11 protein-coding genes are annotated in these 14,525 nt (G+C 65.1%); 8 read left to right on the forward strand and 3 right to left on the reverse strand.

The annotated features are described in order from the left end of the window. The first annotated feature begins 283 nt into the window (after window positions 1-283). A complete protein-coding gene (gene wecB / locus A9971_RS04335; RefSeq protein ID WP_065364314.1) occupies window positions 284-1,435 on the forward strand; it encodes a non-hydrolyzing UDP-N-acetylglucosamine 2-epimerase in 1,152 nt (383 codons plus the stop codon). 240 nt (window positions 1,436-1,675) lie between these two features. Further along, window positions 1,676-2,776 carry a GGDEF domain-containing protein gene (locus A9971_RS04340; RefSeq protein WP_183001467.1) on the forward strand — a complete coding sequence of 367 codons (1,101 nt, stop codon included), beginning with the start codon at window positions 1,676-1,678 and terminating at the stop codon, window positions 2,774-2,776. Between the two features lie 31 nt (window positions 2,777-2,807). Here A9971_RS04340 and A9971_RS04345 read toward each other — a convergent pair whose 3' ends face one another. The 3 genes from A9971_RS04345 to A9971_RS04355 form a co-directional block, all read right to left on the reverse strand. Beyond that, on the reverse strand, window positions 2,808-4,370 hold the full coding sequence (locus tag A9971_RS04345; RefSeq protein WP_183001468.1) for a TerC family protein: 1,563 nt from the start codon (window positions 4,368-4,370) through the stop codon (window positions 2,808-2,810). Between the two features lie 356 nt (window positions 4,371-4,726). After that, complete coding sequence (locus tag A9971_RS04350) at window positions 4,727-5,104, reverse strand: VOC family protein (protein WP_183001469.1); 378 nt, start codon at window positions 5,102-5,104, stop codon at window positions 4,727-4,729. A 75-nt stretch (window positions 5,105-5,179) separates the two neighbouring features. Further along, the gene (locus A9971_RS04355; RefSeq protein ID WP_011061876.1) at window positions 5,180-6,061 is read right to left on the reverse strand and encodes a LysR family transcriptional regulator; all 882 of its coding nucleotides are present in this window, start codon (window positions 6,059-6,061) and stop codon (window positions 5,180-5,182) included. A 104-nt stretch (window positions 6,062-6,165) separates the two neighbouring features. On the opposite strand from A9971_RS04355, the gene A9971_RS04360 reads away from it, so the two are divergent. The 6 genes from A9971_RS04360 to A9971_RS04385 all read left to right on the forward strand — a co-directional run bounded on the left by A9971_RS04360 (window position 6,166) and on the right by A9971_RS04385 (window position 14,505). After that, on the forward strand, window positions 6,166-6,663 hold the full coding sequence (locus A9971_RS04360) for a heme-binding protein (RefSeq protein WP_053152425.1): 498 nt from the start codon (window positions 6,166-6,168) through the stop codon (window positions 6,661-6,663). Next, entirely contained in the window at window positions 6,660-8,201 is a 1,542-nt protein-coding gene (locus tag A9971_RS04365) for an MFS transporter (protein ID WP_065364317.1), read from the forward strand. The genes A9971_RS04360 and A9971_RS04365 overlap by 4 nt, the downstream gene beginning before the upstream one ends. 152 nt (window positions 8,202-8,353) lie before the next feature. Then, window positions 8,354-9,418, forward strand: a complete 1,065-nt coding sequence (locus tag A9971_RS04370) for an FAD-binding oxidoreductase (protein WP_225368691.1) — start codon at window positions 8,354-8,356, stop codon at window positions 9,416-9,418. Between the two features lie 118 nt (window positions 9,419-9,536). Beyond that, on the forward strand, window positions 9,537-11,282 hold the full coding sequence (gene poxB, locus A9971_RS04375; RefSeq protein WP_072441294.1) for a ubiquinone-dependent pyruvate dehydrogenase: 1,746 nt from the start codon (window positions 9,537-9,539) through the stop codon (window positions 11,280-11,282). Between the two features lie 524 nt (window positions 11,283-11,806). Further along, window positions 11,807-13,420 (forward strand): tryptophan halogenase family protein, encoded by a 1,614-nt coding sequence (locus A9971_RS04380; RefSeq protein ID WP_183001470.1) that lies wholly within the window; start codon window positions 11,807-11,809, stop codon window positions 13,418-13,420. Beyond that, window positions 13,420-14,505 carry a monodechloroaminopyrrolnitrin synthase PrnB family protein gene (locus A9971_RS04385; protein WP_161467448.1) on the forward strand — a complete coding sequence of 362 codons (1,086 nt, stop codon included), beginning with the start codon at window positions 13,420-13,422 and terminating at the stop codon, window positions 14,503-14,505. The genes A9971_RS04380 and A9971_RS04385 overlap by 1 nt, the downstream gene beginning before the upstream one ends. Window positions 14,506-14,525 lie beyond the last annotated feature (20 nt).

Raw genomic sequence — 14,525 nt, forward strand, 5'->3', positions numbered from 1 at the left:
ATTAAAAGCCTCCCGACAAATGGTACCGGCGTCAATTTAATGGCTTAAATCAGCCTGATTCTTCTTAACGGGCAGCCGAACTGCGCAACATCATCTTGCATTGCGCCCAGTGTTTTCTTTCCGCCGAGAAACCTGCTGCCTCCGGGATCAATGCAAGCCCCCTTTTCCCGCTAAACCGCGAACCTGAGCGCTATCAGCGCCTGCACTCCTGGTTGGACAAGAGTGATTCTCACTGCTTTGATCTCAACGCCAGGTCCGGTTTTCACAATCCCAGGGAGGGTCCATGTCGTTCAAGGTCATGATGGTTTTCGGTACACGTCCTGAGGCGATCAAGATGGCACCACTGGCTCGGGTTCTAAGGCACTGGCCAGGTATCGAGCTGCACATCTGTTCCACCGGCCAGCACCGGGAAATGCTCAAACAGGTACTCGACGCCTTTGAGCTCGAGGTCGATGTGGACCTGCAAGTGATGACCCAGGGCCAGACCCTCAACGGCTTGTCGCAGCAACTGCTGATCCACCTGGACACCAGCTACGAACGCCTGCAACCGGACATCGTGCTGGTCCATGGCGACACCACCACCAGTTTTATCGCCGCCCTCGCCGCCTTCAACCGGCGGTTGCCCATTGGCCACGTCGAGGCCGGCCTGCGCACTGGCAACCTCCAGGCACCCTGGCCCGAAGAAGCCAACCGGCGCCTGACCGGGGTCATCGCCGACCTGCACTTCACCCCGACCGCCAGGTCCGCAACCAACCTGCTGCGGGAAAACGTGCCCGCTGAAAACATCGAGGTCACCGGCAACACGGTGATCGACGCGCTACTGTGGATGCGCAACCGGCAGAAGCACACCCACTGGCGCCCCGCGGCCAACTCGCCCCTGGCGGTGCTCGACGACAGCCGGCGCATGGTGCTGATCACCGGCCACCGCCGGGAGAACTTCGGTGACGGTTTCCGCGATATCTGCAAAGCCCTGGCAACCCTGGCCGAGCGCTACCCGGACGTGCAGTTCGTGTACCCGGTACACCTCAACCCCCAGGTGCAGAACGCGGTGTACGGCCTGCTCTCGAACAAGCCGAACATCTACCTGGTAGCGCCCCAGGACTATCAGCATTTTGTCTGGCTGATGGGACGTTCGCACTTCATCCTCAGCGACTCCGGCGGTGTCCAGGAAGAGGCCCCGGCCATCGGCAAGCCCTTGCTGGTGCTGCGCGAGGTCACCGAGCGGCCGTCGGTGCTGGAAGGCGGCACCGTGCTGCTGGTGGGCACCGATCGCGAGCGCATCGTGCACCACGCCAGCGAACTGCTGGACGATGCACAGCTGCATGCCCGCATGAGCCGCGTGTACAGCCCCTACGGTGACGGCCGCGCCAGCGAACACATCGCCCGCCGCCTGTGCACCTGGCTGGAGGCCCAAGCCCCCCGTACTCCGGCATGAGCCCGGGCAGCCTCCGCAGCCCGCAGTCGCAAAACGTCCAGTTGGCCATATGGCTCCACACTCTGTGCGAGAACTGGAAGCTACCGGTCACTGGCAGGTACCTGCCGATTGAACTGGACGACCTACACTTTCAAGCAGCGGATCGTCGCGCCCCCTCCAACCCCGGCGCGGTGTTCTCCCTGCGCTATCGCCCCTGGGGCAAGCCGCTGCTGGATCATCAGCTCACATCCAAGGCCCGAGATGTTCAGAACCCTTGAAGAACAAGTGCTCAAACAGGCCGCTCCGGCGGCCTTGAAGCTTGAATTCGCGCAACATGATTTCGAACGCCTGCGCAGCTTCTGCGTCCTGATCTACACCGCCAGCATCCTGATCTGGCTGATCTTCGACCTGATCGTCAGCTTTCCCGGGCAGCAGGGCTTCACCGCCTATTCGATGGTCTTTCTGAGCATTCTGTCCTTCACCACCATCATCCTCGGCTTCACCCGCCAGGACCGGCACTTCCAGTGGGTCAACCTGCTGTTCGTGCTGACCATCACCATCGGCGTGCGCCTGGTGATCGAGGGGCTGCCCATCGACCAGCGCCCGGTCTGGCTGATTCTCGGGGCGTCGAGCATGCTCTACGGCGCCTCGGTGATGCCTCTGCGACGCTGGTCGTTCGTCAGCGCCATCTTCATCACCTGGCTGGTGCTCAATCCGTTCTGGCGCACCAGCACCACCCTGCAGGAACTCAAGGGGCTGCTGGTGCTGGTGTACGCGCTGTTTCTCAGCGCATTGACCCTCTACAGCTTCATCACCCTGCGCCAGGCCCGGCTGCACAACTACATCATGTCCAAGTTGCTGCTGGACCAGGCCTACCTCGACACCCTCACCGAGATCCCCAACCGCCGCTCGTTCATGGCCCGCGCCGGCCAGCGCCTGCAGGCTCTGCCCCGGGAGCACGACCATTACCTGGCGATGGTCGACATCGACAACTTCAAGAAGGTCAACAATGTGCACGGGCATGACATCGGCGACGAAGTGCTCAAGCGCATCGCCGCCGATATCAAGGGAGTGATGAGGGATTTCGACTATGCCCGCCTGGGCGGCGAGGAGTTCGCCATCTACCTGGCCGACGTGCCCCGCGCGGATGTGGAGGCGCTGGCCGCGCGGCTGTGCCAGGTGGTGCGCGACCAGCCGACCCGGCACCCGGTGACCATCAGCATGGGCCTGGCCCGGGTCGAGCCTGGCGAAACCCTGAACCAGGCCCTGATCAAGGCCGACCAGGCGCTGTACGAATCCAAGCACGGCGGCAAGGATCGCTACACCTTCCATCCAGCCGGCAGGCCCGCACCACCCGCGTAGAAGCTGGCTTGCCAGCGAAGAGGCCCCGGCGTCAGGCCACGCTCCTGCGGGACAGCAGCACCTGGGTTACCCGGCGCTCTTCCACTGCCCTGACCTGCAGGCTCCAGCCTGCCCACTCCACCCTATCGCCCTTGACCGGCAGGCGGTCCAGCAGGCTCATCACCAGACCGGCCAGGGTCTGGTAGTCCTCGGTGGGTTCAGCGCCGAAGCCGGTCCGCTGGCGTACCTGAGGCAGGTTCAGCGCACCATTGACCAGGAACCCGCCCTCTTCTTCGATCACATCCGGGCCTTCGATCTCGCTGGCATCCGGTAGCTCGCCGGCAATGGATTCGAGAATGTCGGTCATGGTCAGGATGCCCATGAAGTCACCGAATTCGTTGATCACAAAGGCAATGTGGGTGGATGCCTGGCGCATCTGTTCCAGGGCGTTGAGGATCGAAAAGCTGTCCAGCAGGTTGATGGTCTTGCGCGCCAGATGCTCAAGGTTCGGCTCGCTGCCCGCCAGGTACTCCTTGAGCAGTTCCTTCTTGTGCACGAAGCCCAAAGGCTCATCCACCGCGCCATCGCGAATCAGCGGCAGGCGCGAGTACGAAGAATGCATCAGCTTGGTACGAATACTCTCCGGGCTGTCCGTAAGGTCGATGCAGTCGACCTCGGCACGCACCGTCATCAGGCTGCGGATCGGCCGCTCCGCCAGTTGCAGCACACCACTGATCATCACCCGCTCACGGCGGTCGAACAGCTCGCTGCTGGGGGCCTCATCAGTTTCCAGCAAGTCGGCAATTTCCTCGCCCACTTCTTCCGCCGCCAGCCTGCGCCCACCCAGCAGGCGCATCACCGCATAGGCCGTGCGCTCGCGCATCGGCCGCAGGCCCTGCATGGATTTCTTGCGCCGGGCCCGGGCGATCTGGTTGAACACCTCGATCAGGATCGAGAAGCCGATGGCCGCATACAGGTAGCCCTTGGGAATATGGAAACCCAAGCCTTCGGCGGTCAGGCTGAAGCCGATCATCATCAAGAAGCCCAGGCACAGCATGATCACCGTCGGGTGCGCGTTGACGAAACGAGTCAGCGGCTTGCTGGCGACGATCATCACGCCGATGGACACCACCACCGCGATCATCATCACCGACAGGTGCTCGACCATGCCCACCGCGGTGATCACCGCGTCCAGGGAGAACACCGCATCGAGCACCACGATCTGCGCCACGATCGGCCAGAACAAGGCGTAAGTGGTATTGCCGGCGCGCTGGCTGACATGGCCCTCCAGGCGTTCATGCAACTCCATGGTGGCCTTGAACAGCAGGAACACACCACCGAACAGCATGATCAGGTCACGCCCCGAGAAGCTGTGCTCGAAGACCTCGAACAGCGGCTGGGTCAGGGTCACCATCCACGAGATGCTGGCCAGCAGGCCCAGGCGCATCAACAACGCCAGGGACAGGCCGATGATCCGCGCACGGTCGCGCTGCTCGGGCGGCAGCTTGTCCGCGAGGATGGCGATAAACACCAGGTTGTCGATGCCCAGCACCAGCTCCAGGACGATCAGGGTCAAAAGGCCAAGCCAGGCCGTGGGGTCTGCGATCCATTCCATAACGACGACTCAAGTGCTCCGGAAAATTCAAACGGCCAGGCGCGACGCAGCGCCAAGGTGCAGGGGCTGCAAAACCTCGGGTACGGGCGAATAAAGGCAGGAAGTGGCAAGTGCCAGGCAAGTGCAACCGGGAGAATGGCTGCCTGAGCGTCTGGGGCTCAGGGCCGCCGGATGGCGCGAGAAGTCATGGGGCAAAGCGAGGAAAGAGCGCCGACTGGGGGGCTCCGAGAGCGTGTTCATGCAAGTCCTGAAGGAAAAAACGGACTTGGAGATTACAGGGAGGGCGAGCCGATTCCCCAGCGGGAAATCATTACAAGATTTTATCCGGCCCGCGTCTCTGACGCAGGCCGGCACCGCTACAACTGCTCGGAAATCTCGATCAGGTTCAGGTCCGGGTCCCGCAGGTACACCGAACGGATCGGGCCGGTGGCGCCGGTGCGCGGCACCGGCCCTTCGATGATCGCCCAGTTGGCCTGTTGCAGATGGGCAATCACCTGTTCCAGGGGCACGCTGGCGATGAAGCACAAATCCAGCGCCCCCGGCACCGGCAGGTGGGCCTTGGGTTCGAACTCCTGGCCGCGCACATGCAGGTTGATCTTCTGGTTGCCGTACTTGAAGGCCTTGCGCCCGCCGGCAAAGGTTTCCAGTTGCATGCCCAGCACGCGGACGTAGAAATCCTCGGCGGCAATCGGGTCGATGGTGGTCAGTACCAGGTGGTCAAGGTGGTCGATCATCGAAGACGCAGCTCCTGAAGCGAAAGGAATGACCCGGGGATTATGCGACCCGGGCCATCGCTTGAACATGCCCCATCAGGCTTTGCCGCGGTACTCGCGCCGTACCTGCTCGATGTAGCGCACCACCGCCGGTGCCTGCTCGAAACGCCGGTGGATCAGCGACAGCCAGGACGTCGCCGAGCTGCCGCCAATCGGCCGGTACAGCACATGGGGCAGGCTGATGTGGCCCACCACCGACTCCGGCACCACCGCCACGCCCTGCCCCAGGGACACCAGGGCCAGTACCGCCACCAGGCCGCCGGGCTGGGGCCCCAGCTTGGGGGCGTAGGCACCCTGGGCCGCCACCTGCAAGGTGCCGCTGATCTGCTCCGGAAGAATGAAGGTTTCATTGAGCAGGTGTTCGGAGGCGATCTGCGGCAGGCGGCACAGCCAGGATTCATCGGACAGCGCCAGGACAAAGCCCTCGGCGTCCAGGCGAATGGCCTCGACCCCTTCCGGCAATGTCATGGGCGAGCGAATGTAGCCCACGTCCAGGCGACCATCGGCAATCCGCGCCGGCAGCGTCGCCATCGGGCACTCCCGCACGTTGAGGCTGACGTCCGGGCAGTCGCGGCCAAAGCCCTGCACCTGTTTCTGCAACAGCCCGCAATACACCGCCGAGGCCACATAGCCCAGTTCGATATGGCCGATCTCGCCGCGCCCGGCACGCTGGGCATTGCGCTGGGCAAACTCGAACTGGCGCACCGTGGCCTCGGCTTCCAGCAGCAGGGTGGCGCCGGCCTCGGTCAGGCTGACCTCGCGTTGCTGGCGCAGGAACAGCCGGGTGCCAAGGGTGTTCTCCATGTCCTGGATCTGCCGGCTCAGGGTGGGCGGGGCAATCCCCAATTGCTCGGCGGCGCGGGTGAAATTGCGCTGCCGGGCCACCGCCAGGAAGTAGCGAAAGTGACGAATTTCCATGATGGGCATTAGCTCAAAGGTAATGAACTGATCGCCAGCAGCTAACAAAGACCGCGAAAGGCCGGGATAAGCTGAGCGAACCTTCACAGTAGAGAGCTTCTGCCATGCGCGTCAAACCCCTGTTTCTGGCAATGATCACCTGCTGCGTGCTGCAGACTGCGGCAGCCGAGGACAGCCGCCCCGTCGTTGCCCACAAGGCAATCCTTACCCTGGACAACGCCCAGCGCCTGCTCAGGGCCGCCCAGCAAACCGCCCAGGCCAAGGGCTGGCCCTGCGCCGTGGCAATCGTCGACGACGGCGGCTGGCCGATACTCGGCGCACGCATGGACGGCGCCCCGGTGGTGGCCGGAGTCGAGCTGGCCCAGGGCAAGGCACGCACCTCGGCGCTGTTCAAGCGGCCCTCCGGGGATCTGGAAAACGCCGTCAATGGCGGCCGCCCCGCGGCCCTCAGCGCCGGCCTGGTGATGATGAAAGGCGCCCAGCCGATCATCGTCGACGGCCAGGTGATCGGCGCCATCGGGGTCAGTGCCGACACCCCGGCCCACGACGATGAAATCGCCCTGGCCGCCCTCGCCACCCTCAGTCGGCAGGCCACGCAATGAACCGCTCCGTCAACCCGCGCCTGACCCTGCTCACCGCCTCCGGGGTCTGTTCGCTGATCGTTCTGGACACCAACATCGTCGCCGTGGCGCTGCCGAGCATCGCCCGTGACCTGGGGGCCAACTTCGCCGATATCGAGTGGGTGGTCAGCGCCTACATGCTGGCCTTCGCCGCCCTGCTGCTGCCCGCCGGCAGCCTGGCCGACCGCTTCGGCCGCAAGCGCACCCTGCTCTGCGGCCTGGGCCTGTTCATCCTCGCCTCCCTGGGCTGCGGTGCGGCGCCCAACGCCCTGCTGCTGGACATCGCCCGGGCGCTCAAGGGGGTGGGCGCGGCGCTGCTGCTGACCTCGGCCCTGGCCTCCATCGGCCATACCTTCCACGACGAAGTGGAACGGGCCAAGGCCTGGGCCTTCTGGGGCGCCTGCATGGGCATGGCCATGACTGCCGCGCCCACGGTCGGCGGGCTGATCACCGAGTACTTCGGCTGGCGCTGGATCTTCTACTTCAACCTGCCGGTGGGTGCGCTGCTGCTGTGGAGTGTGCTGCGCAACGTGCCGGAATCCCGGGATACCCAGGCGGCGCGCCTCGACCCCTGGGGCAGCCTGGCCTTCAGCGCCAGCCTGCTGTGCCTGATCTGGGGCCTGATCGAGGCCAACCGCATCGGCTGGAGCCACCCGGCCACCACCACCCGCCTGCTGGCAGGCGTGGCGCTGCTGGGGCTGTTCGTGCTGATCGAGCGGCTGCAAAGCCGGCCCATGGTGGACCTGCAACTGTTCCGCCACCCGCGCTTCATCGGCGCCCTGCTGGGCATGTTCGCCTACGCCGGCTGTGCCCAGGTGATGATGACGCTGCTGCCCTTCTACCTGCAGAACGGCCTGGGCTTCTCGGCCATCGCCTCGGGCCTGGGCATGCTGCCCTTCGCCCTGACCATGCTCATCTGCCCGCGGATCGGCGCACGCCTGGCCGGGCGCTATGCGCCGGCCACGCTGATGGCCGCAGGGCTGACCCTGGTGGGCTGCGGCAACCTGCTCAGCGCCTGGGCGGTACACGCCGGGGGCTACCTGAACTTCGCCCTGGCAATCGCCGTGACCGGCGCCGGGGCCGGCTTGCTCAATGGCGACACGCAGAAAAACATCATGGCCTGCGTGCCCCGGGAGCGCACCGGCATGGCCTCGGGCATGAGCACCACCATGCGCTTTAGCGCCATCATGCTGGCCATAGGGGTGTTCGGTGCGCTGCTGGCCAGCCATACCCAGCAGCTCTTGCAGGGCAGCCTGCACGCCGTGCCCGGGCACTGGCTGGAGCAGGCACCGGAGATTGCCTCACGGGTGGTGGCCGGGGACATGCAGGGCGCGATGGCCGGGTTACCGACCGATGCCCAGGCCCTGCTCGAGCCCCTGGCCCGGCAGGCCTTTGTCGGTGGTTTCGGCCTGGTGCTGACGGTGGCCGGGATGCTCGCCCTGCTCGGCGCCCTGGTGGTGGGCCGGCTGATGCGCAATCCACTGCCCCAAGCGTCGGGGCTGACGCTGAAGCTGCAATAGCCCAGGCACTGCACAAACCGCTGCCGCGCCTGCGGCAGCGGTCCTGGCCCGCCCGCTTGCAATTTCACAACACTCGTTCAATTGCTGGGGCAATCCGCCACGGTTAAGGTGCGCCCTTCGCAACGCCCCATTGAATGGATAACGAGGTCAGCGTGAAGCCTTCAAGCGTGATCGTGGTGGGCGCCGGGATTGTCGGCGCCGCCATTGCCTACCACCTGGCCCGCCAGGGCGCGCAGGTGACCGTGCTGGAACAGGACAGCCCGGGCTCGGGCGTCACCCGCCATTCCTTTGCCTGGATCAACCCTCACGGCGAGTTCCCGGCAGCCGCCCGCGCCCTGCGGGCCCAGGCGCTGGCAGACTACCGCCGCCTGCAGCACGAACTGCCGGCCTTGCAGATCCGCTGGTCCGGCGCGCTGACCTACGGCGCGGCCGACCAGCAAGCGCCAGATACCGACGAGCCAACCGCCGAGGCCTCGACCCGGTGGCTGGACCGGGCCGGGGTTGCCCAACTGGAACCCCACCTGCAAGTGCTGCCGGAGCGTGCCCGCTATGCACCCGGCGAAGGCAGCCTGGACCCGGTGGCCGCCACCCGCACCCTGCTCGATGCGGCCTGCACCCACGGCGCCCGGGTGTTCGACCAGACCCGGGTACTTAGCTTGCGGGTCGAAGGCCAGCGGGTACTCGGGGTAAACACCGCCGCCGGGCTCCACCGTGCCGACCAGGTGCTGCTCGCCAGCGGCTGCGCCACCCCGGCCCTGCTCGCGCCCCTGGGTATTCAGTTGCCGGTGCAGGCCTCGCCGTCGATCCTGATCCGCGTCAATGCGCCACCGGGCCTGGTCAAGACCCTGGTCTCCAACAGCCAGCTGGAAATCCGCGAAGCGGCGGACGGCAGCCTGCTGCTGGCCGAGGACTATATCGATGCCCAGGGTCCACTGGGGCCCGAGGCCATCGCGCAACAGGCCCTGGCCAGCATCCGCCAGCTGTTCCGTGGCGCCCAGGCCATCACCTTGCGCAGCGTGGAAGTCGGCCTGCGGCCGATGCCCGGGGACCAACTGCCGATCATCGGCCCCAGCACCCGCTACCAGGGCCTGTACCTGGCGGTGATGCACGCCGGCGTGACCCTGGCCCCCACGGTGGCGCGCCTGATCAGCCAGGAACTGCTGCACGGGCAAACCTGCGCCGAACTGGCCGCCTGCCGACCGGCACGCTTCGCCTGAACACCAGCCCCTGTCGCCACACCGCGGCAGGGCCTGCAAGATTTCACGGAATCATCCGCACTCGCCTGTTGTCCTCTTTTGATTGCACGACTTCTTAAGCGGACCGCAGGAGCTCTTCATGGCGAACATCACCATCGCCCAGCAACTGGCAACCACCCTTGAACAGGCCGGGGTCAAGCGTATCTGGGGGCTGACCGGCGACAGCCTCAACGGCCTCACCGACGCTCTGCACAGCATGCAGACCATCGAGTGGATGCATGTGCGCCACGAAGAGGTGGCCGCCTTTGCCGCCGGCGCCGAAGCCGCCGCCACGGGGCAACTGGCGGTGTGCGCCGGCAGTTGCGGGCCGGGCAACCTGCACCTGATCAATGGCCTGTTCGACTGTCACCGCAACCATGTGCCGGTACTGGCCATCGCCGCACAGATCCCCTCCTCGGAGATCGGCCTCGACTATTTTCAGGAAACCCACCCTCAGGAGCTGTTCAAGGAGTGCAGCCACTTCGTCGAACTGGTGAGCAACCCGGCGCAGATGCCCGAGGTGCTGCACCGGGCCATGCGCAGCGCGATCCTCAACCGCGGCGTGGCGGTGGTGGTGATCCCCGGCGACGTGGCCCTGCAGCAGGTACCCGCCGCCAGCAAGCCATGGCCGGCCCTGCACGCACCGCGCACCCTGCCCGCCCCCCACGACCTGGACAAGCTGGTGGAACTGCTGAGCCAGAGCAAGGCCGTGACCCTGCTCTGCGGCAGTGGCTGCGCCGGTGCCCACGATCAGGTGGTGGCCCTGGCCGATGCCCTCGGCGCACCGGTGGTGCACGCCCTGCGCGGCAAGGAGCACGTGGAGTGGGACAACCCCTTCGACGTCGGCATGACCGGCCTGATCGGCTTCAGCTCCGGCTACCACGCCATGCTCAACTGCGACACCCTGGTGATGCTCGGCACCGACTTTCCCTATCGCCAGTTCTACCCCAGCGACGCCTGCGTCATACAGATCGACCGCAACCCCCAGGCCCTGGGCCGGCGAGTGCCGCTGGACCTGGGGATCGCCGCCGACGTCGGCGAAACCCTCGCCGCACTGCTGCCGCGCCTGCCCTATAAGGGCGACCGCCGCTTTCTCGAAGAATCCCTCAAGCACTACGCCAAGGCGCGCCAGGGCCTGGACGACCTGGCCCAGCCCTCGCCCGCTGGCCGGCCGATCCACCCGCAGTACCTGACCCGGCTGCTCAGCGAACTGGCAGACCAAGACGCCATTTTCACTGCCGACGTCGGCACCCCCACGGTGTGGGCCGCGCGCTACCTGAAAATGAACGGCCAGCGGCGCCTGCTGGGCTCTTTCAACCACGGCTCCATGGCCAACGCCATGCCCCAGGCCATGGGCGCCCAGGCCGCCTTCCCCCAGCGCCAGGTGATCTCGCTGTCCGGCGATGGCGGCTTCAGCATGCTGATGGGCGACTTCATCTCCCTGGCCCAGCTCAAGCTGCCGGTGAAGATCGTGGTCTACGACAACGCCTCCCTGGGCTTCGTGGCCATGGAAATGAAGTCCGCCGGCTACCTGGACACCGGCACCGACCTGCACAACCCGGACTTTGCCGCCATGGCCAACGCCATGGGCATTCTCGGCCTGCGGGTGGAAAACTCCGAAGAACTGGAAGGCGCCCTGCGCACCGCCCTGGCCCATGACGGCCCGGTGCTGGTGGACGTGGTCACCGCCACCCAGGAACTGGCCATGCCGCCGGCCATCAAGCTGGAACAGGCCAAGGGCTTCAGCCTGTACATGCTCAAGGCGGTGATGAGCGGGCGTGGCGACGAGGTGATCGAACTGGCCAGGACCAATTGGCTCAAGGACAGTTGGTTCAAGATCACCTAGAAAGGCTCTACCCCCGGGCATGCCATCGCAGCCTCTAATGCACCCACATTAGAGGCCTGTGTCCATGAAAAGGGTGGCAGTAGCATCCATCGAGGGTGGCGTTGGGAAAACCACCACCTCCGCAGGCCTCGCCTCTTATCCATTAAGACAAGACGTTTCGACTGCACGCCAACGGATTGGCCGTAAGCACAAGCGGGACAAGAAAACCGTCGCGTTCCTTCAGTGATCCGATCATTTTTGAGCGGCTCGCCTCTTTCAAGATCGGCAGCGGATGAAGGCATGCCCAAACGTCAGCCCCCCCTCAGCGGCCGACTGATCAGGCGCAAAAAACCTACGCAATATTTTCCTTTAGACCAAATGCCTTTGCTTTTTTGAATGCTAATTCGGAAACGGAAGGTGCATCGCTTTTCCGGCAGGCTAGAGTCTAAATCCGACAAGCACATTGATGTGCCTCTTGCACGGATGCACAGAGACTGGCGGCCTTCCCCTCCTCACAGACAGCCCGCCTCGAAACAGGGAGTGTTATGAACAAGCCAATCAAGAATATCGTCATCGTGGGCGGCGGCACCGCGGGCTGGATGGCCGCTTCGTACCTCGTCCGGGCGCTCCAACAGCAGGTAAACATCACGCTCATCGAGTCTGCGGCGATCCCCCGGATCGGCGTGGGCGAGGCGACCATCCCGAGTTTGCAGAAGGTGTTCTTCGACTTCCTCGGGATACCGGAGCGGGAGTGGATGCCCCAAGTGAACGGCGCCTTCAAGGCCGCGATCAAGTTCGTGAACTGGAGAAAATCTCCCGACCCATCGCGCGAAGATTACTTCTACCATTTGTTCGGCAGCGTGCCGAACTGCGACGGCGTGCCGCTTACCCACTACTGGCTGCGCAAGCACGAACAGGGCTTCCAGCAGCCGATGGCGTACGCGTGCTATCCGCAGCCCGGGGCCCTCGACGGCAAGCTGGCACCCTGCCTGGCCGACGGCACCCGCCAGATGTCCCACGCGTGGCACTTCGACGCGCACCTGGTGGCCGACTTCTTGAAGCGCTGGGCCGTCGAGCGCGGGGTGAATCGCGTGGTCGACGAGGTCGTGGAGGTTCAACTGAACGACCGCGGCTACATCTCCACCCTGTTAACCAAGGAAGGGCGGACGCTGGAGGCGGACCTGTTCATCGACTGCTCCGGCATGCGAGGGCTCCTGATCAATCAGGCCCTGAAGGAACCCTTCATCGACATGTCCGACTACCTGCTGTGCGACAGCGCGGTCGCCAGCGCCGTGCCCAACGACGACGCGCGCGAGGGGGTCGAGCCTTACACCTGCGCGATTGCCATGAACTCGGGATGGACCTGGAAGATTCCGATGCTGGGCCGGTTCGGCAGCGGCTACGTCTTCTCGAGCAAGTTCACCTCGCGCGACCAGGCCACCGCCGACTTCCTCAAACTCTGGGGCCTCTCGGACAATCAGCAGCTCAACCAGATCAAGTTCCGGGTCGGGCGCAACAAGCGGGCGTGGGTCAACAACTGCGTCTCGATCGGGCTGTCGTCGTGCTTTCTGGAGCCCCTGGAATCGACGGGAATCTACTTCATCTACGCGGCGCTTTACCAACTCGTGAAGCACTTCCCCGACACCTCGTTCGACCCGCGGTTGCGCGACGCATTCAACGCCGAGATCGTCTACATGTTCGACGACTGCCGGGACTTCGTCCAGGCGCACTATTTCACTACGTCGCGCGAAGACACGCCGTTCTGGCTCGCGAACCGGCACGAACTGCGGCTCTCGGACGCCATCCAGGAGAAGGTTGAGCGCTACAAGGCCGGGCTGCCACTGACCACCACCTCGTTCGACGATTCCACGTACTACGAGACCTTCGACTACGAATTCAAGAACTTCTGGTTGAACGGCAACTACTACTGCATCTTTGCCGGCCTGGGCATGCTGCCCGACCGGTCGCTGCCGCTCCTGCAGCACCGACCGGAGTCGATCGAGAAGGCCGAGGCGATGTTCGCCAGCATCCGGCGCGAAGCCGAGCGCCTGCGCATGAGCCTGCCGACGAACTACGACTACCTGCGGTCACTGCGTGACGGCGCGCAGCTGTCGCGCAACCAGCACGGGCCGACGCTCGCGGCGCAGGAACGCCAGTAGTGGAACGCACCTTGAACCGGGTATCCGCATTCGCGGCCACACACGCTGCCGTGGCGGCCTGCGATCCGCTACAGGCGCGCGCGCTGGTTCTGCAGCTGCCGGCCCTGAACCGTGACAAGGACGTGCCCGGCATCGTCGGCCTGCTGCGCGAGTTCCTCCCGGTGCGCGGCGTGCCCTCCAGCTGGGGCTTCGTCGAAGCCGCCGCCGCGATGCGGGACATCGGTTTCTTCCTGGGGTCGCTCAAGCGGCACGGACATGAGCCCGTGGACCTGGTGCCCGGGCTTGAACGGGTGCTGCTCGACCTGGCACGGGTGACCGACTTGCCGCCGCGCGAGACACTCCTGCATGTGACGGTCTGGAACCCGGCGGCGGCCGATGCGCAGCGGAGCTACACCGGGCTGCCCGACGAAGCGCACCTGCTCGAGAGCGTGCGCATCTCGATGGCGGCCCTCGAGGCGGCCATCGCGTTGACCGTCGAGCTGTCCGATGTATCCCTGCGCTCGCCCGCATTCGCGCAAGGGTGCGATGAGCTGGAAGCCTACCTGCAGAAAATGGTCGAATCGATCGTCTACGCGTATCGCTTCATCTCGCCCCAGGTCTTCTACGATGAGCTGCGCCCCTTCTACGAACCGATTCGAGTCGGGGGCCAGAGCTACCTTGGCCCCGGTGCCGTAGAAATGCCACTCTTCGTGCTGGAGCACGTCCTGTGGGGCTCGCAATCGGACGACCCAGCTTATCGAGAATTCAAAGAGACGTACCTGCCCTACGTGCTTCCCGCGTACAGGGCGGTCTACGCTCGGTTCTCCACAAAGCCGGCGCTCATCGACCGCGCGCTCGACGAGGCGCGAGCGGTGGGTACGCAGGGCGAGCACGTCCGGGCTGGGCTGACGGCCCTCGAGCGGGTCTTCAAGGTCCTGCTGCGCTTCCGGGCGCCTCACCTCAAATTGGCGGAGCGGGCATACGAAGCCGGGCGCAGCGGCCCCACAACCGGCAGCGGGGGCTACGCGCCCAGCATGCTCGGCGACCTACTCACGCTCACCTGTGCCGCGCGGTCCCGCATCCGCGCCGCGCTCGATGAATCCTGATGCGCGCGACCCAGTGTTAT

The organism is Pseudomonas sp. UME65, assembly GCF_014170225.1.
GTDB lineage: Bacteria > Pseudomonadota > Gammaproteobacteria > Pseudomonadales > Pseudomonadaceae > Aquipseudomonas > Aquipseudomonas protegens.

What these genes read in the sequence shown, in the direction of transcription:
- wecB (WP_065364314.1), top strand. Translation starts at nt 284, where the DNA reads ATGTCGTTCAAGGTCATGATGGTTTTCGGTACACGTCCTGAGGCGATC.
- A9971_RS04340 (WP_183001467.1), top strand. Translation starts at nt 1,676, where the DNA reads ATGTTCAGAACCCTTGAAGAACAAGTGCTCAAACAGGCCGCTCCGGCG.
- A9971_RS04345 (WP_183001468.1), bottom strand. Translation starts at nt 4,370, where the DNA reads ATGGAATGGATCGCAGACCCCACGGCCTGGCTTGGCCTTTTGACCCTG.
- A9971_RS04350 (WP_183001469.1), bottom strand. Translation starts at nt 5,104, where the DNA reads ATGATCGACCACCTTGACCACCTGGTACTGACCACCATCGACCCGATT.
- A9971_RS04355 (WP_011061876.1), bottom strand. Translation starts at nt 6,061, where the DNA reads ATGGAAATTCGTCACTTTCGCTACTTCCTGGCGGTGGCCCGGCAGCGC.
- A9971_RS04360 (WP_053152425.1), top strand. Translation starts at nt 6,166, where the DNA reads ATGCGCGTCAAACCCCTGTTTCTGGCAATGATCACCTGCTGCGTGCTG.
- A9971_RS04365 (WP_065364317.1), top strand. Translation starts at nt 6,660, where the DNA reads ATGAACCGCTCCGTCAACCCGCGCCTGACCCTGCTCACCGCCTCCGGG.
- poxB (WP_072441294.1), top strand. Translation starts at nt 9,537, where the DNA reads ATGGCGAACATCACCATCGCCCAGCAACTGGCAACCACCCTTGAACAG.
- A9971_RS04380 (WP_183001470.1), top strand. Translation starts at nt 11,807, where the DNA reads ATGAACAAGCCAATCAAGAATATCGTCATCGTGGGCGGCGGCACCGCG.